The organism is Actinoplanes derwentensis, from assembly GCF_900104725.1.
GTDB lineage: Bacteria > Actinomycetota > Actinomycetes > Mycobacteriales > Micromonosporaceae > Actinoplanes > Actinoplanes derwentensis.
Window position 1 is genome coordinate 5,170,723 of the sequence record NZ_LT629758.1, and the last position, 17,894, is coordinate 5,188,616.

Genomic DNA, 17,894 nt, shown 5'->3' on the forward strand with positions numbered 1-17,894 from the left:
TCAGCTCACGCAGAGGCAGAACGGGTGTCCGGCCGGGTCGAGGAAGACCCGGAACGTGGTGCCGGGCTGATGCCGGTGTTTGACCGCACCCAGCGCCAGCACCGCCGTCTCCGCCACGTCGAGATCGTCGACCATCACGTCCAGGTGCATCTGCTGGGGCTTGCCCTGGCCCGGCCAGTCCGGCGCCTGGAAGTCCTCGACCTGCTGGAACGACACGCACTGACCGAAGTCGGCGCGGATGTCGGCCCAGTCCTCGGAGATCTCGATCTTCCAGTCGAGCATCTCGCCGTAGAACCGGGCGAGCGCCGCCGGGTCCGGGCAGTCGAGCACGATGGTGGGGTAGCGAGCGATAGCCATGCCGCCGATGCTAAGCCTCGGTGCGGACTTCTGGCTTCCGGTCGCGGATCGCCAGCCAGCCGGCCAGGCCCATCGGCAGGATCATCCAGAACGACACCAGCCGGTAGAGCAGGACCACGGCCGCCGCGGTGACCTCGGGCATCCCGGCCGCGATCAGCCCGGCCAGCATGCTCGCCTCGATCAGGCCGACCCCGCCGGGGGTCAGCGGCACCTGCCGGACCACCTGCACGGCCAGATAGATCAGCGCCAGCTCCCACCACCCCAGCGTCACCTGGCAGGCCGCGGCCGCCGCGACCAGGCAGAACATGTCGAGCGCCCAGTTGACCACCGCCGCACCGAGCCCGCCGGTCCAGACCTGGCGTGGCACCTTCGCCAGCAGACCACGACCCCAGAACAACAGCGGCAGTACGGCGGCCGCGCCCAGGATCGCCCACGGCACCGCCGCCGGGGTGGAGACGAGCCATCCGGCCAGGTAGAGCAGGGCCAGCGCGACCATCGACAGCAGCCCCGAGACGGCGGTGACGGTGACCGCGACCGAGGTGGCCGCGCCGTACCGACGGTAGATCCGGAACGCGAACGCCGCCGACACCGCCGACCCGGCCGGCAGGGTCATGCTCATCGCCGATCGGCCCAGGGTCATCGCGATCACCCGCCCGGCCGGCACCCGCACCCCGAACCCGGCGAGCAGCCGTCGCTGCTGGTCGGCGAAGGCGAGCTGGGAGCCCAGGGCCGCGACCACGGCGGCCGCCGCCCACCAGCCGTCCACCGCCCCGAGCACGGCCAGGGTCTCTCCCGGGTCCGGCAGCCGTCCGCGCAGGGCGATCACCGCTCCGAGGCCGGCCAGCACGAGCAGCAAGCCCGCTCGTACCGGGCGCCGACCGCTCTTCTCCGCGGTTGTCGTCGTCACGGGATACAGCCTCGTCATCGGGCGCCGGGAAGTCGTCGTCCCAGCGCGGTCACCTGACGTACTGCAATCGCGGTAGATTTTCCGGACTTAAAGGGATCGATGAATGGGCAGGTCAACTAACTGATGGCGGACTATCACCCACCCCTCTAGCCATCGACACGTGCCTTTACTAGCGTGTGCCCGGAGTTCCGAAATGGACAGGGGGATTTCGTAGATGAGTCACGACGACGCCACGCCCACCCGGCGGCGATCGCTACGGGCGGTCGGCGCGGCCGTTCTGATCACCGCGCTGACCGTCGCTCCGGCGTCCGCGGCTTCGGCAGGCGGTCACGGGCACGGCGGCAAGGGCGACCCATGCGCGAAGCAGGCCAACGACACGTACGCTGAAGTGCTGAAATGTGTGACGCTCGACGGCGTGCTGGACCATTTGAAAGCATTCCAGCGGATCGCCGACCGCAGCACCGACCCGAACTACCCGGGCACCCGGGCGGCGGGCACGAAGGGCTACGCGGACAGCGTCAAGTACGTGTCCGGGCTGCTCCGCAAGGCGGGCTACAAGGTCACGCTGGACCCGTTCGAGTTCCAGTTCAACTTCCCGGTGCTGCTGCAGCAGTTGACGCCGGTGAGCGCGTCGTACGGGTCGGGTTCCTTCACCAACGCCCCGTCCGGTGACGTCACCGGCCCGGTCATCCCGGTCGACGTCAACCTGACCGGCGACCGTGCCACCACCAGCGGCTGCTCGGCGGACGACTTCACCACCCTGGACTTCAGCGGCCCGAACGACATCGCCCTGATCCAGCGCGGTGGCACCACACCGGACGGCGCGGCCTGCTCCTTCGTGGTCAAGGCGCAGAACGCGCAGGCGGCCGGTGCCGAAGCCGTGATCATCTTCAACCAGGGCAACAACCCGACCCGGGAGACCCTGATCGTCGGCACCCTCGGTGACGACCCCGGCGTCACCATCCCGGTCGTCGGCGCCAGCTTCGCCGACGGCGCCGCCCTCGCCGCGGCCGGCTCGACCGCGCACGTGCGGGTACTGCCGCCGGAGACCCGGACCGACGTCAACGTGATCGCCGACCTGCCCGGCAGGAACAAGAACAACGTGGTGTTCGCCGGTTCGCACCTGGACAGCGTCACCGAGGGCCCCGGCATCAACGACAACGGTTCCGGTTCGGCGGCGATCCTGGAGACCGCGCTGACGCTGGCCAAGAGCAAGCCGCAGAACTCGCTGCGGTTCGCCTGGTGGGGCGCCGAGGAGGAGGGCCTGCTCGGCTCCGCGGCGTACGTCGCCGAGCTGTCCCAGGCGGAGAAGGACAAGATCGCGCTGTACCTGAACTACGACATGGTCGGCTCGCCGAACTACATCTTCCAGGTGTACGACGCGGACGAGTCGTCGTTCCCGGCCCCGGTCGTGGTGCCGCCCGGTTCGACGGCGATCGAGGAACTGTTCGAGTCGTACTACACCTGGAAGAAGCTGCCGTACGACGACGCCGAGTTCTCCGGCCGCTCCGACTACCAGGCGTTCATCGAGGCGGGCATCCCGTCCGGTGGCCTCTTCACCGGCGCCGAGGTCGTCAAGACCGAGGAGCAGGCGGCCATCTGGGGTGGTACGGCCGGCGCGTCGTTCGACCCGAACTACCACCAGCCCGGCGACACCATCGACAACCTGGACCTGACGGCGCTGGAGATCAACAGTGACCTGATCGCGTTCGCCCAGCTCACCTTCGCCTTCTCGACCGAGCCGGTGAACGGTGTTCGCGGTAAGCCGGTACCCGGCAAGCCGGTGCGACTGCCGGCCCCGGCCGGTCCGCAGGGCACCTTCGTGACCGATGGCGGGCACGCCCCGCACGATCACCAGCCTTCCGCATAGTTCACGAAGAGCCCGCCCGGTCGTCGACCGGGCGGGCTCTTCGTTTCCGATCAGATCTCGCGGCCACCCGGCTCGGGTGCCGCGGTCAGGTCCATCAGCTGCTGGGTGACGTGGTTCGTCAGCGCTTCCTGGTAACTGGTCGCCAGCTGACCGAGCCGCTCGATCTCGTCGAGGGCCGCGGAACGCTTCTCCACCAGGCTGTCCATCGCCTCGGTGTGGTTGCGCCGGGCGTCGGCCTCGATGGTCGCGGCCTTGATCGCCGCCTCACTGGTGAGCTGGTCGGCCTTGTCGCGGGCACCCGTGATCAGCGTCTCGGACTCGCGCTGCGCGTCGCGCATGTGCTCGTCGGCGGTCCGCTGGGCCATCATCAGCACCCGGGAGTTGCGGTCGTCGTCGCCGCCGGAGAGCGCCGGGAGCGCACCGGACGGAGCCTGTGTGCGGGCGCGCTGGAGTTGCTCCTGGACGCTGCGGGCGTTCTGCTCGGCCCGGGCGCGGGCCTCCTGCAGACGCTCCAGCTGAGCGGCCAGGTCGGCGAACTCGTTGTTCAGAACCATGGTCGCCGCCGGGTTGCCGCCGCCACCGCCACCACCGCGCTGGAGGTTGTCCTTCAGCGCGCCGTTCTCCTCCAGAAGGCGGGTGAGTTCGGATTCCACCTCGTCCAGAAAGGCGTCGACCTCCTCCTCGTCGTATCCACGCTTCCCGATCGGCGGCTTCTTGAACGCCACGTTGTGAATGTCAGCTGGAGTGAGCGGCATCGTGCTCCTCGGTTCCCTTGGTTGAGCCGTGCGGCGAAGGATCCTACGCAGCGACCCAGTGCCCCTGCCGTGGGCGTGATCTCCCGGGCCTCCTACCCGTGAGAATCTCCGCGAGACTACCGGGGCCCGGATGAACACGCACGTTTCCGGCGCCCGCATCACACCTATCCGCGGGATCTTCCGTTCGCTCCACAGCCGGGTGTGGAGGCGGGTAAATTCTGGTCCCGGGCCGGTCGTGCCGGAGCGGCCCGGGACTTTGCGTCAGTGCTCTGCGTCAGTGCCAGAACACGGCGACCGCGGCGTTCACCACGGTCAGCGTCACGATGCCGATGAAGTGGCCCTTGTTGACCTCCTCGCGCTTACGCGGGATGAAGACCATGATGAAGATCAGGACGGCGAAGAGCGCCTTCACGCCGAGCTTGATCGGGTCGGGCTCGTGGTCGCCGCCGCCGCGCAGCGGGGCCGACAGCGCGATGCCGGAGACGAGCTGGATGATCGATCCCCAGAGGACCGGTGGGGTGATCCGGATCTTGCCGGACACGAGCGTGCTGACGGCGCCGCCGAGCAGAAGGGCGAAACCGACCAGGTGAATGAGGAGAAGAATCAGCCGCAGTGCTTCCACGTGCGCAAAGCTTGCCAGGCGATCACCTGCGGACAACCTCGGGGGTACGGCGCACGAACAGCGGTTCGGCCAGGAACAGAGCCAGCGCGGCCAGCGTGAGCAGCCCACCGGCCAGAGCCGTGGCCCGCGCGCCCGGACCGTCGAGCACCGCCGCACCGATCAGCGAACCGGCCGCGATGCCGACGTTGAACGCCACCGAGTTGACGGCCGACGCCATGTCGGTGCTACCCGGCGCGACTTCCAGAACCCGGTTCTGCAGCGCCGGGGTGAGCGCGCCGATACCGAACCCGGTGACCGCCATCAGCACCGCGGTGAACGGCCGGGATTCGGCCACCACCCAGAGTGCGATCAGGGCGGCCGCGAGCACCGCCGTCGAACCGGTCACCGAACCGCGCTGCCACCGGTCACTGGCCCAGCCCCCGGCGGCGATCCCGGCGAAGTCGGCGACACCCCGCGCCAGCAGCAGCGGGGCGAGGGCGGCGGCCGCGAACCCGGTCACCCCGGTCAGGAACACCTCGGTGTAGGTGAACGACGCGTACAACCCCGCCACCGACAGGGTGGTCACGGCGACCAGAACCGCGAACCGCCGCCGGTCAGGACGGGTGCCGGTGGCCGCGTGACCGGCCCTGATCTCGACGGTCGGCATGCTCACGGCCAGGGCGGCGAACGCGGCGAGCGCCAGCACCGTCAGCGCCAGGAAAGCGGCCCGCCAGCCGTACAGCTGACCGATCCAGGTACCGGCCGGCACACCCAGCATCGGCCCGAGCGAGGCCCCCGCGAACACCACGGCGTTGACCCGCCCCCGGACCGCCACGTCGAACATGGCCGTCACCACCGGCGCGACAACGGCCCAGAAGATCGCCTGGGAGAGCGAGCCCAGCAGCCGGGCGCCGAGCAGAACGGCGTAGGACCCGGCGACGGCGGACACCAGGTTCGCCAGCACCAGCACGGCCAGCAGCCCGACCATCAACCGCCGACGAGACACATTCCGGGCGGCGTACGTCAACGGAATGGTCACCACGGCAACCGTCACGGCGTACCCGGTGATCAGCAGCCCGACCGCCGCCGGCGTGACACCCAGATCCCCCGAGACGAGCGTCAGAATCCCGATCGGCATCGTCTCGGTGGCCACGTAACAGAAGGCCGCCCCCGCAAGCGCCAGCAACGGCAGCAACCGATCCCGCATCGACCCACCATATCGAAGCTTCTCGAAGCAGCGAACCGACGCTCACGCCGATCAAGGCCAACACTTTCGAGGCATCGTCAAGGCTCCTCAGGGCCGCTATTAGTTAGTATGGCCGCATGAGTGCTGAGACCTTCGGTAGGTATCTACCCCCCGTCATCACGCTCGATGATCTTGCGGCCATGAACGCCGCCGACCCGAACGGGCATCGGTACGAATTGAGCCCCGAGGGAGCCCTGTCGGTAATGCCGCCGGCCGATTCAGAACACGCCGCGATCGCCGGCCGCATCTTCGCCTGGCTCGTACTGGCCGGATGGCCCGGCGAACAACTTCTCCAGGCGGTCGGCATCAAGCTTCCCGGGCCGGCTGGAGACGGCGGCGGCCGAATTCCCGATCTGACGATCTGGTCGGCACCGCAACCTCGAGTCGTGTGGTTACCGACGACCGACCTGGTGCTGGCCGTCGAAATCGTCTCTCCCGGTTCAGCATCTATGGATCGCACCACCAAGGTGCAGGAGTACGCCGCGGCCGGAATCCCTCGCTATTGGCTGGTCGAGCGAGACACCGCTCAGACGGTCACCCTTTACTCGCTGGAGGAAGACGGCACCTACGACGTGACGACGAAGATGCCTCTCGCCTGGCTTCTTCAGACCCAGCCGGCCGATCACGGGCTCAAGGCCTGAACCGGGGTCAGGACTCCGGGGCGTCGTAGCGGGCTCGGATGAAGCGGCCCAGGCGGCTCGCGAAGTCGGCGAGGGTGGCGGCGGCCGGGTGGCGGGAGTCCCAGACGGCCCGGAGCCGGATCGAGAGACGGCGGTCGCCGAGGTTCACGGCCAGGGGGATCAGGTCGAAGCGGGGGTCGTCGGAGGCGATCGCGATGCCCCGGCCAGCGGCGGCCAGGGCTTGGGCCACCGTGCCGTTGGCGGCTTCGATCGGTGACCGGTACGGCTTGTCGGTGACGGCCGCGTCCAGCGCCTGCCGGGCGGTGAACGCCGGCGGCAGCAGGATCAACGGCTCGTCCAGCAGGTCGTGCAGGGTGACACCGCCCGCCGACGCCCACGGGTGGCCGCCCGGCACGTAGGCCCAGACCGGCAGCACCGCCAGCGGGATCTCGTGGAACGGGGTCGACGCCGGGACGGTTCCGATCACCAGATCGGCGCCGCGCAGCAGCGTCTCCCCCGGTGACGAGCCGTCCACCTCGATCACGTCGGTGGTCGGGTCGTCCGGAGCCAGGGTGGCGATGAACGGTGCGACGACGTCGGTCAGTGTCACGGCGGGCGCCCCGATGGTCAGCCGTTCCAACCGGCCCTGTGCGTGAAACGACGCCGCGATCTTGAGCGCGTCAGCCCGTTGCAGCAGGTCGCGGGCTTGCGGCAGGAGTGAGCGCCCGGTGGCCGACAGTTCGAGACGGCCGCCGACACGGTCGAACAGCCGCACCCCGAGGTCCTTGTCGAGCTGCTTGAGTTGCCGGGACAGTCCGGGCTGGGTGAGGTGCAGGCGCGCGGCCGCCCCACTGGCGGTCCCCGCTTCCGCAGTTGCTACGAAATAGCGGACATGTCGTAGCTCCATCATGCCTCCTCGGCATAGCCTAGCTGCCGATCTGGTAATAGACGGGCATGGCCGACCGACCGGAGACTGGACCACGTGAGCATTGAGCAGCAGCGCCGGCTGGTGACCGAACTTCCCGGCCCTCGATCCCAGGAACTGATGGCCCGCAAAGTGTCAGCGGTGGCCAGTGGTGTCGGCACCACGATGCCGGTCTTCGTGGCGGCGGCCGACGGTGGCATCGTCGTCGACGTCGACGGCAACCAGCTGATCGACCTGGGTTCCGGCATCGCCGTGACCACGGTCGGCGCGGCCAACCCGCGCGTGGTGGCGGCGGTGACCGAGCAGGTGGCGGCGTTCACGCACACCTGTTTCATGGTGACGCCGTACGACGGTTACGTGGCGGTCGCCGAGGCCCTGAACCGGCTCACCCCGGGTGACCACGACAAGCGGACGGCCCTGTTCAACTCGGGCGCCGAAGCCGTCGAGAACGCTGTCAAGATCGCTCGGGCGTACACGAAGAAGGACGCGGTCGTGGTGTTCGACCACGCTTACCACGGCCGGACCAATCTGACCCTGGCGATGACGGCGAAGAACAAGCCGTACAAGCACACGTTCGGCCCGTTCGCCCCCGAGGTGTACCGGGTCAGCGGCTCCTACCCGTACCGCGACGGGGTGTTGGACGGCCGCAAGGCCGCCGCCCGCGCGCTCGACCAGATCGAGAAGCAGATCGGCGCGGACAACCTCGCCGCCCTGGTCATCGAGCCGGTGCAGGGTGAGGGCGGGTTCATCGAACCGGCCCCGGGGTTCCTGCCGGCGCTGGCCGACTGGTGCCGGGCGAACGACGTGGTGTTCGTGGCCGACGAGGTGCAGACCGGTTTCGCGCGCACCGGCGACATGTTCGCCTCCGAGCGTGAGGGTGTCGTCCCGGATCTGATCGTGACCGCCAAGGGCATCGCCGGCGGGCTGCCGCTGTCCGCGGTGACCGGCCGCGCCGAGATCATGTCGGCGCCGCACGAGGGTGGCCTGGGCGGCACCTACGGAGGCAACCCGATCGCCTGCGCCGCCGCGCTCGCGGCCATCGCGGCCATCGAAGAGGACGGGCTGGTCGAGCGGGCCCGCGAGATCGAGACCCTGGTCAAGGGACGCTTTGACAAGATCAAGGACGACCGGATCGGCGACGTACGGGGCCGCGGAGCCATGCTCGCCGTCGAACTGGTCCAGTCCGGCGGCGACGTACCGGACCCCCAGCTGGCGAAGGACGTCGCCAAGGCCGCACACGCACGGGGTGTGATCGTGCTGACCTGCGGTACCTATGGCAACGTGCTGCGTTTCCTGCCGCCGCTGACGATCAGCGACGCCCTGCTCGACGACGCTTTCGACGTGATCGCTACCGCTCTGGAGGAAGCCCGATGACGATTCCGGTGATCGATCCGGCCACTCTCGAAACCATCGACTCGGTGAAGGACAACGACATCCCGGACGCGTTGAAGGCCGTCGACGCGGCTGCCGAGGCGTTCAAGTCCTGGAAGAAGACCCCGCCCCGGCGGCGTTCGGAGATCCTGCACCGGGCGTACGAACTGATGATCCGCGACCGTGACGAACTCGCGAAGACGATCACCCGGGAGAACGGCAAGTCGCTGTCCGACGCGACCGGCGAGATCACGTACGCCGCCGAGTTCTTCCGCTGGTTCGCCGAAGAGGCGGTGCGGCCCGGCGGGGACTTCGGCGAGTCCCCGGCCGGTGGCACCCGGACCCTCGTCACGCACCGGCCGGTCGGGGTGGCCGCCCTGGTCACGCCCTGGAACTTCCCGGCCGCCATGATCACCCGCAAGATCGGCCCGGCACTGGCCGCCGGTTGCACCGCGGTGGTCAAACCGGCCGCCGAGACCCCGCTGACCGCCCTCGCGATCGCCCGCCTGCTCACCGAGGCCGGGCTGCCGGACGGCGTGATCACCGTGGTCACCACCTCCGACTCGGCCGGTGTCGTCGGGGCCTGGCTGGACGACGAGCGGGTCCGCAAGATCTCCTTCACCGGCAGCACGCAGGTCGGCCGGGTACTCCTGCGGCACGCCGCGGACCGGGTGGTGAACTCGTCGATGGAACTCGGTGGCAACGCGCCGTTCGTCGTCGCCGACGACGCGGACCTGGACGCGGCAGTGGCCGGGGCGATGATCGCCAAGTTCCGCAACGGCGGGCAGGCGTGCACCGCGGCGAACCGGTTCTACGTGCACACGGCGGTGCGGGACGAATTCGTGGCGCGGTTCGGCGCCGCGGTGGAGAAACTGACCGTCGGCCCCGCGGCCGACGGGGCCGCGATCGGGCCGCTGATCAGCGAGACCGCCCTGCACCGGGTGACGAAGTCGGTGGACGAGGCGGTCGCCGCCGGTGCCCGGATCAGCCACCGGACCACGACTCCGGACGCGCCGGGCTGGTTCTACCCGCCGACCGTACTGGTGGACGTACCCGCCGACGCGCCGATCCTGCAGGAGGAGATCTTCGGCCCGGTCGCGGCGATCACCACCTGGTCCACCGACGAGGAGTTGCTGGATCTGGTGAACGACAGCGAGTACGGCCTGGCGGCCTACGTCTACTCCGGTGACCTGCTGCGTGCGCTCCGGCTAGGCGAGGCGATCGACGCCGGCATGGTCGGCGTCAACCGGGGTCTCGTCTCCGACCCGTCGGCCCCGTTCGGCGGCGTCAAGCAGAGTGGCCTGGGCCGGGAGGGCGCCCGCGAGGGCCTGCGCGAGTTCCAGGAGACCCAGTACCTGAGCGTCGACTGGCCCGCCTGACATCGATCCACGTACCCCGCTGGTGGTGAAGTGACGTAGACCGCCATCCCAACAATCCGACCGACCGATCGGATAGATTCGGGGGCAATCACCAGCGGGGAGAACGACATGACACGCTACGTCGCGATCGGCGACAGTTTCACCGAGGGCCTCGGCGACACCCAGCCCGACGGCACCGAGCGCGGCTGGGCCGACCTGGTCGCCTCCGGCCTCGCCGCCTCCCTCGCCGAGAAGGGCGAGACGGTGGAATATGCGAACCTCGCCATCCGTGGCCGCCTCCTCGCACCGATCGTGCACGATCAGCTGGAAGCAGCCCTGGCACTCGACCCGAAACCGACGATGATCTCCTTCAACGGCGGCGGCAACGACATGCTGCGCCGCGGAGTCACCATCGCCCACCTGGTCGAACTGACCGAGCACGCGCTGCAGCGCGCCACCGGGACCGGCGTGCACATGGTCGTCCTGAGCGGCGCCGACCCGGCCGACCACATCCCGTTCGGCAGCACGTTCCGCCGCCGCGGCGAGGAGCTGACCGCCGCCGTCGCCGCAATCCTGCCCCGCTACGACAACGTGACGTTCGTCGACTGCTTCCGCGACCGCGAACTGCGCCGCGGCGACTACTGGTCCGCCGACCGCCTGCACCTGAACACCAACGGCCACCGCCGGGTCGCCAGCCTGGTCCTGGCCGGCCTGGGCCACGCCACAGCCGCCCACATCCTGGACCCGTCCACCCCCACGAGCTCCGGCGGCCTGCTGGCCGAGGCCCGCTACTACGGCCAGCACGTCCTCCCGTGGATCAACCGCCGTCTCCGGGGCCGCTCCTCAGGCGACAACCGAGACCCCAAATACGCAACCTGGACCCCGATCACCACCTGACCCGCGCGTCCCGGCCCGGCAGACTTCAAGACCCTTTTCTGGTACGCCTGCCCAAAGTCCCGCCCTGACCCCGCGAGCCAGGCGACCGGCACGGCCGCCCCGCGCCCGCCGGGCCGGTCGCCTGGCTCGCGTTTCGCCACGGCCGGGGTGCTGCGGTTGGGGAGTGTGGAATTCGTACCAGAGACCGGTTTTGATCTTCGAGAACCGGGACCGGGAGGACGGCCGCCCCCACCGCATGGGTGCGGGCGGCCGGGAAGTCAGGACTGGGGTAGGACTCGGGCGATCTTGATGGTGCTGGTGGTGCCGCCGGTGGCGGGGTAGGCGGCGCTGCCGTCGGTGTAGGGCTTGAACGCCTGGTAGTCGTGGTCCTTGGCGGACAGCGTCAGGCGGGCGCCGACGGTCTTGCCGGTGGACGCGTCGTAGACCTGGGCGGCCATCGACGCGCCGGACTGCCAGGACAGCAGCATCCGGTTGGTGCCGTAGGCGACCAGGTGCGGATGCTTCGACGCGATGCCGGTCTTGATCGACGTGGTGGACTTGCCGGTGGTGAACTTCTCCAGGCGGATCGTGCCGCCCTGGCTCCACGCGGTCCAGTAACCCTTGGTCTTGGCCAGTACCAGGTCGCCGCCGAAGAGGGTGCCGTCGCAGGTTCCGGCGGCTACCGTGCGGTACGGGTTGGGCTGAGCGATCCGGCAGCCGTTGTCGGTGGCGCAGACGGTCACGAAACGTTTGGTCCGCGGGTCCCAGACGATCCGGGACGTCCACGCGTGACTGCAGCCGACTTCGGCGGCGTCCTTGTGACCGGCGACCAGGTTGCCGCTCTTGTTGACGACCTGGATGCGGTCGCCCTGGTGGATGTCGACGCAGCTGCCGTTCTTCACGGTGATGGCGACGCCGAAGTAGGCGGCCCAGTCGGAGCCGTTGGTGGCCAGCCGGCCGTGGTGCTGGTACCACCAGACGAAGCGGGCGCCGTCGGAGTAGCCGGTGCGGCTGGCGGTCAGGTTGGTGACCTGGCGCTGCCACACCTGCTGGCCGTTGTTGTCGAACCGGACCATGTGCATGGTGTTGCAGGGGCTGGACTCACCGCCGCAGAGCGGGCCGCTGCCGCAGGTGCCCTTGCGGGTGAGCAGGATGACGCCGCCGGTCGCGTCGGCCTGCACGTCCTGCAGGTCGATGCCGACGAAACTGGTGGGCTTGCCGACCAGTTTGTCGTCACAACCCAGTTTGCCGAGGTAGACCTTGCCGTCGGTGCCGAGCCAGGCCAGCCACGAGGTGCCGTCGGGGCGGGCGGCCAGAGACATCGGCAGTTTCTCGGTGTCGCCCTCGCCGCCGTAACCGGTGACCTTGGACGGCAGACTGACCGTGGTGACCTTGGCGACCGGCTTGGCGGCGACCTTGCGGGCGCATCCACCGGCGGTCGCTGCGGTCTTGGCCCCGGCAGCGGCCGACGCCGAGACCGGAGCCGAAGCGGCGGGCCCCGGAGCCGAGACCGAGGGGTTCGCCCCGGCCGCTCCCACCGCGCCCGGGGCACCGGACGCGGCGACGCCGGGTGGCAGCGAGCCTTCGGCCGCGACCTGTTCGCCAGGGGCCGGAGCAGCGACTTCCGACGACGCCGGTGAGCACGCTCCCATGACAAAAGCGGCAAGTGCGGCAATGGATGCCGCAAGCAGGGTTCTCCGGGCTCGCATGTCCTTTTCCTCAATTGTTTTAAGTTTTACTTAGGGGCGTCTTAATCGGCGCGTCATGATCCGCGCATCGACAGACCTTACCGGTCGCCGGCCGCTCATCAAACTGCCACCCACTCGTCGCCCGGCATCAGTTTCCCCCTTCACCACCAGCACGGAATCATCCTCGCCAATAGACTTCTCGGAGGAACGATGGTCCGGCCGCGCATTTCCGTAGTCATTCCGGCATACAACGAAGAATCAATGATCGGCCCGTGCCTGGAGGCCGTTCTGACGCAGTCCCGGGCCGCTGACGAGGTCATCGTCGTCGACAACAATTCGACCGACCGGACCGCGGAGATCCTGCATGAATTCCGCGGGCGGGTGATCGTGCTCCACGAGCCGCTTCAGGGAGTGCAGCACGCCCGCAATCGGGGTCTCGACTCGGCGACCGGTGAGGTGATCGTGCGGATCGACGCGGACACCCGGCTGCCGTTCGGCTACCTGGCCGAGGTGGAGGCCACCTTCGGTGATCCGCTGGTGGACGCGGCGACCGGGCCGGTCAACTATTACGACGTGACGATGCCGCGGGTGGCAGCTCGGGGTGACGCACTGGTCCGCGGCATCTGGACGGTGCCGAACGGCCGTCTGGACTGGGTCTTCGGCGCGAACATGGCGATCCGGCGGCCGATCTGGCAGGCGGTGTCGGCGCAGCTCTGCGACGGCGAGCAGGTTCACGAGGACCTGGATCTCGGCATGCATCTGCGGGCCGGTGGTTACACGGTGCGTTATGAGCGGCGGCTGCTGGCCGGCACGTCGTCACGCCGGGTCAAGGGTGATTTCGCCGGGTTCCGGCACTACCTGCTGATGACTGAGCGGGGGTACGCGCAGCACGTCGGCCGGCTGCGGCGGGGTTCGTACGCCCGGGCCTGGATGACCGCCCGGTTCCTGCTGGTGATGTATCCGATGATGCGCTGGCTGCACACCAGTCACCACCGGCGGCACGGACTACCGGCGGTGACGGCCCGCAAGAACCCGATGTCGAGCGTCTAGGCCGGCTTGATCCTCGGGGCGGGCAGGGCGGTCTGGGCGTGCAGCGCGGCGAGGGCCTGCCGGGCGTCGACGGCACCGTCGGCGGTGAGGCGGTAGAAGCGGCGTGCCGGGCGGCCCTGGGCGGCTGGGTCGATCTCCTCCCAGCGGGCCTCGACCCAGCCGGCGCCCTGGAGGCGGTGCAGGATCGGGTAGAGGCTGCCGCTGGCGAGGCCGGTGGACTGCATGAGTTCGAGACCGTAGCGGTCCGCTCCGGGGTCGGCGAGGAGCGCGGCGAGTACCCGCGCGGTCGGTACCGTGATCCGCATTCGACCACTCTATCGGAACTCTACATAGGGTCAAGCGGTACCTCGCCCTGAACCGAGGACGACCCCGCTCACGTAACCAAGTCCGCCGGTATCCCCACCCCCGGCCGCCGGCGCACAAAGGAGTGCATCGTGAGCTCTGACCAGCACATCTCCGTCTTCGACCTGTTCTCGATCGGCATCGGCCCGTCCAGCTCGCACACCGTCGGGCCGATGCGCGCGGCCCGGATGTTCGCCGTCCGGGCCGCCCACCTCCCCCGTCTGGCCCACGTCCGTGCCGAGATGTTCGGCTCGCTGGGCGCTACCGGTCACGGGCACGGGACACCGAAAGCAGTGGTCCTCGGCCTGGAGGGGGACGCCCCGGAGACCGTGGACGTGCTCGGCGCCGACGCGCGGGCCGCCCGGATCCGGGCCGACGGCCGGCTGCGGCTGATGCGCGACCGGGAGGTCACCGTCGAGGTGGTGCTGCACCGCCGCAGGTCGCTGCCGGGGCATCCCAACGGGATGCGGTTCACCGCGCTCGGCGCCGACGGCACCGAGTTGCTGCGGAAGACCTGCTTCTCGGTCGGCGGCGGGTTCGTGACGGGAGACGCTGATTCCGCGGCGGTACGTGTGGAGCACCAGCCTGTCCCCTACCTCTTCCCCACGGCTGCCGCCCTGCTCGACACCACTGCCGCCACCGGGCTGTCGATCTCGCGGCTGATGCTGGCGAACGAGGGGGCCCGGCGTACCGAGTCGGAGATCAGATCCGGTCTGCTGGACATCTGGCAGGTGATGAACGACTGCATCGACGCCGGGCTGGACGCGGAGGGCGTACTCCCCGGGGGTTTGAAGGTTCGTCGCCGGGCTGCCACGACCGCCCGGCAACTGCGGGTGGCCGGTGATCGTGCCGAACTGGCGATGGAGTGGCTGACCGTCTACGCGATGGCGGTGAACGAGGAGAACGCGGCCGGCGGCCGGGTGGTGACCGCCCCCACCAACGGTGCGGCCGGCATCATCCCGGCGGTGCTGCGCTACTACCTGGACTTCGTGCCGGGCGCGGACAAGGAGGGGGTGGTCCGCTATCTGCTGACGGCGGGGGCGATCGGGCTGCTGTTCAAGCGCAACGCCAGCATCTCCGGCGCCGAGGTGGGCTGTCAGGGTGAGGTGGGTTCGGCGTGCGCGATGGCGGCGGCGGGGCTGGCCGAGGTGCTGGGCGGCACGCCGGAGCAGGTGGAGAACGCGGCCGAGATCGGCATGGAGCACAACCTGGGCCTGACCTGCGATCCGGTCGGTGGCCTGGTGCAGATCCCATGCATCGAGCGCAACGGGATGGCCGCGGTGAAGGCGGTCACCGCGGCCCGGATGGCGTTGCGTGGCGACGGCCGGCATCACGTCTCCCTCGACAAGGTCATCAAGACCATGAAGGAGACCGGTGCCGACATGAAGGACAAATACAAGGAGACGTCCCGGGGCGGCCTGGCCGTCAATGTGATCGAGTGCTGACGATTCCTTGACAAGGAAGTTACGGGCATCAACACTTCGAAACATTCCCCCGTAGCGTTAGCGCTAACATCTTCGGAGATCTGATGCCCCGCGTCCTCACCCGCATCAGCACCATCCTGGCCACCCTCGTCCTCGTCCTCACCGGCCTGGCCGCCCCCGCCAGCGCCCTCGACCCGTTCACCGGCTACCTGATGGCCCACTTCATCGGGGAGTCCACCCGCGGCGAACAGATCTACCTCGCCCACAGCAAGGACGGCCTGAACTGGACCGACCTCAACGGTGGCGGCCCCGCGCTGCTGTCCACCGTCGGCACCAAGGGCGTCCGCGACCCCGCGATCGTCCGATCCCCCAACGGCGACAAGTACTGGATCATCGCCACCGATCTGCGGATCGCCAGCGGCACCTCATGGGGCGACGCCTCCACCAAGGGCAGCACCAACCTGGTCGTCTGGGAGTCCACCGACCTGGTCAACTGGTCGGTACCCCGGCTGATCAACGTGGCCGGTGGCATCTCCGGTGCCGGTGACGCGTGGGCGCCGGAGGCGATCTACAACCCGGCGACCGGCGACTACGTCATCTACTGGGCCACCAATTCACTGCTCAACGGCGTCACCAAACACCGCATCTGGTACGTCCGGACCAGTGACTTCCGCACCGTGACCGCCCCGCAGCTCTACATCGACCGCGGCACCGGGCAGGGCATCATCGACACCCAGATCGTCGAGGTGGCGAACAGTCTCGGCGGCTACCGCTACTACCGGGCGTCGGCCGACGGGCAGATCACCATCGAAGGCTCGAACACGATCCTCGGCACCTGGACGAAGATCGGCGACCTGCAGCACCTCGGCATCTCCAACGGCGCCACCGGCGGCAACGTCGTCGAGGGCCCGATGTGGGCGCAGACCAACGGCCAGAACGAATGGAATTTGTGGGTGGATCAGTACGCGACCGGCCGGGGTTACATGCCGGTCCGCTCGACGAACCTGGGTACCGCCACGAACTTCACCACCCGCACCGGTTACAGCCTGGGCACCACCACCAAACGGCACGGGTCGATCCTCAACCTGACCGCCGCCGAGGAGACCCGGGTGCTGGCCAAGTGGGGCCCGTCGGCGGTGCTGCGGCGGATCCAGTCGTACAACAACCAGACCCGGTACGTGCGGCACTCCAACTTCGACGTGCGGATCGACGCGAGTGTGAGCCCGGTCCAGGACTCCCAGTTCCGGGTCGTGCCGGGCCTGGCCAACAGTTCCGGTTACGTCTCGTTCGAGTCGGTCAACTATCCGGGTTACTACCTGCGGCACTACGCGTACGACGGAGTGCTCGCCGCCAACGACGGCACTGCCGCGTTCGCCGCGGACGCCACGTTCAAGCAGGTGGCCGGATTGGCCGACAGTTCCTGGTCGTCGTTCCAGTCGTACAACTACCCGGCCCGCTATCTGCGGCACTACAACTACCTGCTGCGAATCGACCCGATCAGCACCACCACCGAGAAGGCGGACGCCACCTTCCGCGTCGGCTCGTAGGTCCTTTACAGAGAAGGGGCCGCCACGGCGGCCCCTTCTCTTGTTGCTAGTACCTTGCGGCGCAAGGTACCTTGTCTGGGTGAGTGATGAGGCGGCACTGACCACGGCCCTGCGCCGGGGCACCATCGAGTACTGCGTGCTCGCGCTTCTCGACAAGCGCGAGCTCTACGGCGTCGAGTTGGTTCAGCAGCTGAGCCGCGGGCTCGGCATGACCACCAGTGAGGGGACGATGTATCCGCTGCTCTCCCGGCTGCGGCGCAACGGCCGGATCGCCACCACGTGGCGCGAGGCACCGGCCGGGCCACCACGGCGCTACTACACCCTGACTCCGGACGGCGAGGCGGCCCTCACCCACTTCCGCACCGAGTGGGTCGTCTTTCGCAGCGGCGTCGACCGCATCCTGGGAATGGAGAAATGATGATGACCGAGACCGATCACCTGGTCGCCGTGTATCTGGCGCGGGTGGACCAGGCCGCGATCCGGCTGCCGGCCGGGCGGCGCGAGGAGTTGGTCAACGATCTGCGCGAGCACATCGAGATCGCGCGGGCCGAGGCGGAGGGTGAGGAGACCGAGGCCTCGATCCGGACCATCCTGGAACGACTCGGCGATCCGGAGAGCATCGTCGCGGCCGCCGACACCCAGACCGATCTTCCCCGGGTGACGCCCGCGTTCGCTCCGCAGTCTGCTTTCGCACCGCCCGCCAGGACCAGCCGGAAACCCTTCTGGGTGACAGCCAGCGTGCTGGCCGTCACCGGCGTGGTATTTGTTTTCTGCCTGCTCGCGTTAGCGCTCGCCCGCGTCGACGGCTCCAGCGAACCCGCGCCGGCGCGCCCCGCGGAACCGGCCGTGACCACCGGAACAGTGCCGGATCCGACGTTGCCCACGGCGAATCCGAGCCGGGTTCCCTGACCTCTGATCCACTCAAGATGATCGACCCTGATGATCGATTCACGGGGT

The 17,894-nt window shown here is 69.0% G+C and carries 18 protein-coding genes; 10 read left to right on the plus strand and 8 right to left on the minus strand.

What is annotated here, in order from left to right; all coding sequences use genetic code 11:
* Together BLU81_RS22865 and BLU81_RS22870 are read right to left on the minus strand one after the other, a co-directional pair.
* The gene (locus tag BLU81_RS22865) at positions 1–357 is read right to left on the minus strand and encodes a VOC family protein (RefSeq protein ID WP_092546538.1); all 357 of its coding nucleotides are present in this window, start codon (positions 355–357) and stop codon (positions 1–3) included.
* Positions 358–367: 10 nt separating this feature from the next.
* A complete protein-coding gene (locus tag BLU81_RS22870) occupies positions 368–1,264 on the minus strand; it encodes a lysylphosphatidylglycerol synthase transmembrane domain-containing protein (RefSeq protein WP_157751747.1) in 897 nt (298 codons plus the stop codon).
* 214 nt (positions 1,265–1,478) lie between these two features.
* Here BLU81_RS22870 and BLU81_RS22875 point away from each other — a divergent pair, with 214 nt between their 5' ends.
* The gene (locus BLU81_RS22875; protein ID WP_092546540.1) at positions 1,479–3,134 is read left to right on the plus strand and encodes a M28 family metallopeptidase; all 1,656 of its coding nucleotides are present in this window, start codon (positions 1,479–1,481) and stop codon (positions 3,132–3,134) included.
* A 50-nt stretch (positions 3,135–3,184) separates the two neighbouring features.
* On the opposite strand, the gene BLU81_RS22880 is transcribed toward BLU81_RS22875, so the two are convergent.
* The 3 genes from BLU81_RS22880 to BLU81_RS22890 all read right to left on the minus strand — a co-directional run bounded on the left by BLU81_RS22880 (position 3,185) and on the right by BLU81_RS22890 (position 5,697).
* Positions 3,185–3,889 carry a DivIVA domain-containing protein gene (locus BLU81_RS22880; RefSeq protein WP_092546541.1) on the minus strand — a complete coding sequence of 235 codons (705 nt, stop codon included), beginning with the start codon at positions 3,887–3,889 and terminating at the stop codon, positions 3,185–3,187.
* 274 nt (positions 3,890–4,163) lie between these two features.
* Entirely contained in the window at positions 4,164–4,511 is a 348-nt protein-coding gene (locus BLU81_RS22885) for a hypothetical protein (protein WP_092546542.1), read from the minus strand.
* A gap of 22 nt (positions 4,512–4,533) precedes the next feature.
* Complete coding sequence (locus BLU81_RS22890; protein WP_092546543.1) at positions 4,534–5,697, minus strand: MFS transporter; 1,164 nt, start codon at positions 5,695–5,697, stop codon at positions 4,534–4,536.
* Between the two features lie 116 nt (positions 5,698–5,813).
* Between BLU81_RS22890 and BLU81_RS22895 the strand changes: the two genes are divergently transcribed.
* Positions 5,814–6,377 carry a Uma2 family endonuclease gene (locus tag BLU81_RS22895; RefSeq protein ID WP_092546544.1) on the plus strand — a complete coding sequence of 188 codons (564 nt, stop codon included), beginning with the start codon at positions 5,814–5,816 and terminating at the stop codon, positions 6,375–6,377.
* 7 nt (positions 6,378–6,384) lie between these two features.
* Here BLU81_RS22895 and BLU81_RS22900 read toward each other — a convergent pair whose 3' ends face one another.
* Positions 6,385–7,266 carry a LysR family transcriptional regulator gene (locus tag BLU81_RS22900; RefSeq protein ID WP_231954710.1) on the minus strand — a complete coding sequence of 294 codons (882 nt, stop codon included), beginning with the start codon at positions 7,264–7,266 and terminating at the stop codon, positions 6,385–6,387.
* A gap of 72 nt (positions 7,267–7,338) precedes the next feature.
* On the opposite strand from BLU81_RS22900, the gene gabT reads away from it, so the two are divergent.
* From gabT to BLU81_RS22915, 3 genes are all read left to right on the plus strand, one after another.
* Positions 7,339–8,655, plus strand: a complete 1,317-nt coding sequence (gabT, locus tag BLU81_RS22905; RefSeq protein WP_197686353.1) for a 4-aminobutyrate--2-oxoglutarate transaminase — start codon at positions 7,339–7,341, stop codon at positions 8,653–8,655.
* Positions 8,652–10,031 carry an NAD-dependent succinate-semialdehyde dehydrogenase gene (locus BLU81_RS22910; RefSeq protein WP_092546546.1) on the plus strand — a complete coding sequence of 460 codons (1,380 nt, stop codon included), beginning with the start codon at positions 8,652–8,654 and terminating at the stop codon, positions 10,029–10,031. The genes gabT and BLU81_RS22910 overlap by 4 nt, the downstream gene beginning before the upstream one ends.
* A 108-nt stretch (positions 10,032–10,139) precedes the next feature.
* Entirely contained in the window at positions 10,140–10,907 is a 768-nt protein-coding gene (locus tag BLU81_RS22915; RefSeq protein WP_092546547.1) for an SGNH/GDSL hydrolase family protein, read from the plus strand.
* 257 nt (positions 10,908–11,164) lie between these two features.
* On the opposite strand, the gene BLU81_RS22920 is transcribed toward BLU81_RS22915, so the two are convergent.
* A complete protein-coding gene (locus tag BLU81_RS22920) occupies positions 11,165–12,595 on the minus strand; it encodes a hypothetical protein (RefSeq protein WP_092546548.1) in 1,431 nt (476 codons plus the stop codon).
* A 189-nt stretch (positions 12,596–12,784) separates the two neighbouring features.
* Between BLU81_RS22920 and BLU81_RS22925 the strand changes: the two genes are divergently transcribed.
* Positions 12,785–13,624 (plus strand): glycosyltransferase, encoded by an 840-nt coding sequence (locus BLU81_RS22925; protein ID WP_092546549.1) that lies wholly within the window; start codon positions 12,785–12,787, stop codon positions 13,622–13,624.
* Here the strand turns inward: BLU81_RS22925 and BLU81_RS22930 are convergent.
* A complete protein-coding gene (locus tag BLU81_RS22930) occupies positions 13,621–13,929 on the minus strand; it encodes a PadR family transcriptional regulator (RefSeq protein WP_092546550.1) in 309 nt (102 codons plus the stop codon). The two genes, BLU81_RS22925 and BLU81_RS22930, sit on opposite strands and share 4 nt — an antisense overlap.
* A 129-nt stretch (positions 13,930–14,058) precedes the next feature.
* Here BLU81_RS22930 and BLU81_RS22935 point away from each other — a divergent pair, with 129 nt between their 5' ends.
* The 4 genes from BLU81_RS22935 to BLU81_RS22950 all read left to right on the plus strand — a co-directional run bounded on the left by BLU81_RS22935 (position 14,059) and on the right by BLU81_RS22950 (position 17,846).
* Positions 14,059–15,411, plus strand: a complete 1,353-nt coding sequence (locus BLU81_RS22935) for an L-serine ammonia-lyase (RefSeq protein WP_231954712.1) — start codon at positions 14,059–14,061, stop codon at positions 15,409–15,411.
* An 83-nt stretch (positions 15,412–15,494) separates the two neighbouring features.
* Positions 15,495–16,937 carry a glycoside hydrolase family 43 protein gene (locus BLU81_RS22940; RefSeq protein ID WP_092546551.1) on the plus strand — a complete coding sequence of 481 codons (1,443 nt, stop codon included), beginning with the start codon at positions 15,495–15,497 and terminating at the stop codon, positions 16,935–16,937.
* 79 nt (positions 16,938–17,016) lie between these two features.
* Entirely contained in the window at positions 17,017–17,355 is a 339-nt protein-coding gene (locus BLU81_RS22945; RefSeq protein ID WP_092546552.1) for a PadR family transcriptional regulator, read from the plus strand.
* Positions 17,352–17,846, plus strand: a complete 495-nt coding sequence (locus BLU81_RS22950; protein WP_157751748.1) for an HAAS signaling domain-containing protein — start codon at positions 17,352–17,354, stop codon at positions 17,844–17,846. The genes BLU81_RS22945 and BLU81_RS22950 overlap by 4 nt, the downstream gene beginning before the upstream one ends.
* Positions 17,847–17,894: the final 48 nt, after the last annotated feature.

What these genes read in the sequence shown, in the direction of transcription:
- BLU81_RS22865 (WP_092546538.1), bottom strand. Translation starts at nt 357, where the DNA reads ATGGCTATCGCTCGCTACCCCACCATCGTGCTCGACTGCCCGGACCCG.
- BLU81_RS22875 (WP_092546540.1), top strand. Translation starts at nt 1,479, where the DNA reads ATGAGTCACGACGACGCCACGCCCACCCGGCGGCGATCGCTACGGGCG.
- BLU81_RS22880 (WP_092546541.1), bottom strand. Translation starts at nt 3,889, where the DNA reads ATGCCGCTCACTCCAGCTGACATTCACAACGTGGCGTTCAAGAAGCCG.
- BLU81_RS22890 (WP_092546543.1), bottom strand. Translation starts at nt 5,697, where the DNA reads ATGCGGGATCGGTTGCTGCCGTTGCTGGCGCTTGCGGGGGCGGCCTTC.
- BLU81_RS22895 (WP_092546544.1), top strand. Translation starts at nt 5,814, where the DNA reads ATGAGTGCTGAGACCTTCGGTAGGTATCTACCCCCCGTCATCACGCTC.
- BLU81_RS22900 (WP_231954710.1), bottom strand. Translation starts at nt 7,266, where the DNA reads ATGATGGAGCTACGACATGTCCGCTATTTCGTAGCAACTGCGGAAGCG.
- BLU81_RS22910 (WP_092546546.1), top strand. Translation starts at nt 8,652, where the DNA reads ATGACGATTCCGGTGATCGATCCGGCCACTCTCGAAACCATCGACTCG.
- BLU81_RS22915 (WP_092546547.1), top strand. Translation starts at nt 10,140, where the DNA reads ATGACACGCTACGTCGCGATCGGCGACAGTTTCACCGAGGGCCTCGGC.
- BLU81_RS22920 (WP_092546548.1), bottom strand. Translation starts at nt 12,595, where the DNA reads ATGCGAGCCCGGAGAACCCTGCTTGCGGCATCCATTGCCGCACTTGCC.
- BLU81_RS22925 (WP_092546549.1), top strand. Translation starts at nt 12,785, where the DNA reads ATGGTCCGGCCGCGCATTTCCGTAGTCATTCCGGCATACAACGAAGAA.
- BLU81_RS22930 (WP_092546550.1), bottom strand. Translation starts at nt 13,929, where the DNA reads ATGCGGATCACGGTACCGACCGCGCGGGTACTCGCCGCGCTCCTCGCC.
- BLU81_RS22940 (WP_092546551.1), top strand. Translation starts at nt 15,495, where the DNA reads ATGCCCCGCGTCCTCACCCGCATCAGCACCATCCTGGCCACCCTCGTC.
- BLU81_RS22950 (WP_157751748.1), top strand. Translation starts at nt 17,352, where the DNA reads ATGATGATGACCGAGACCGATCACCTGGTCGCCGTGTATCTGGCGCGG.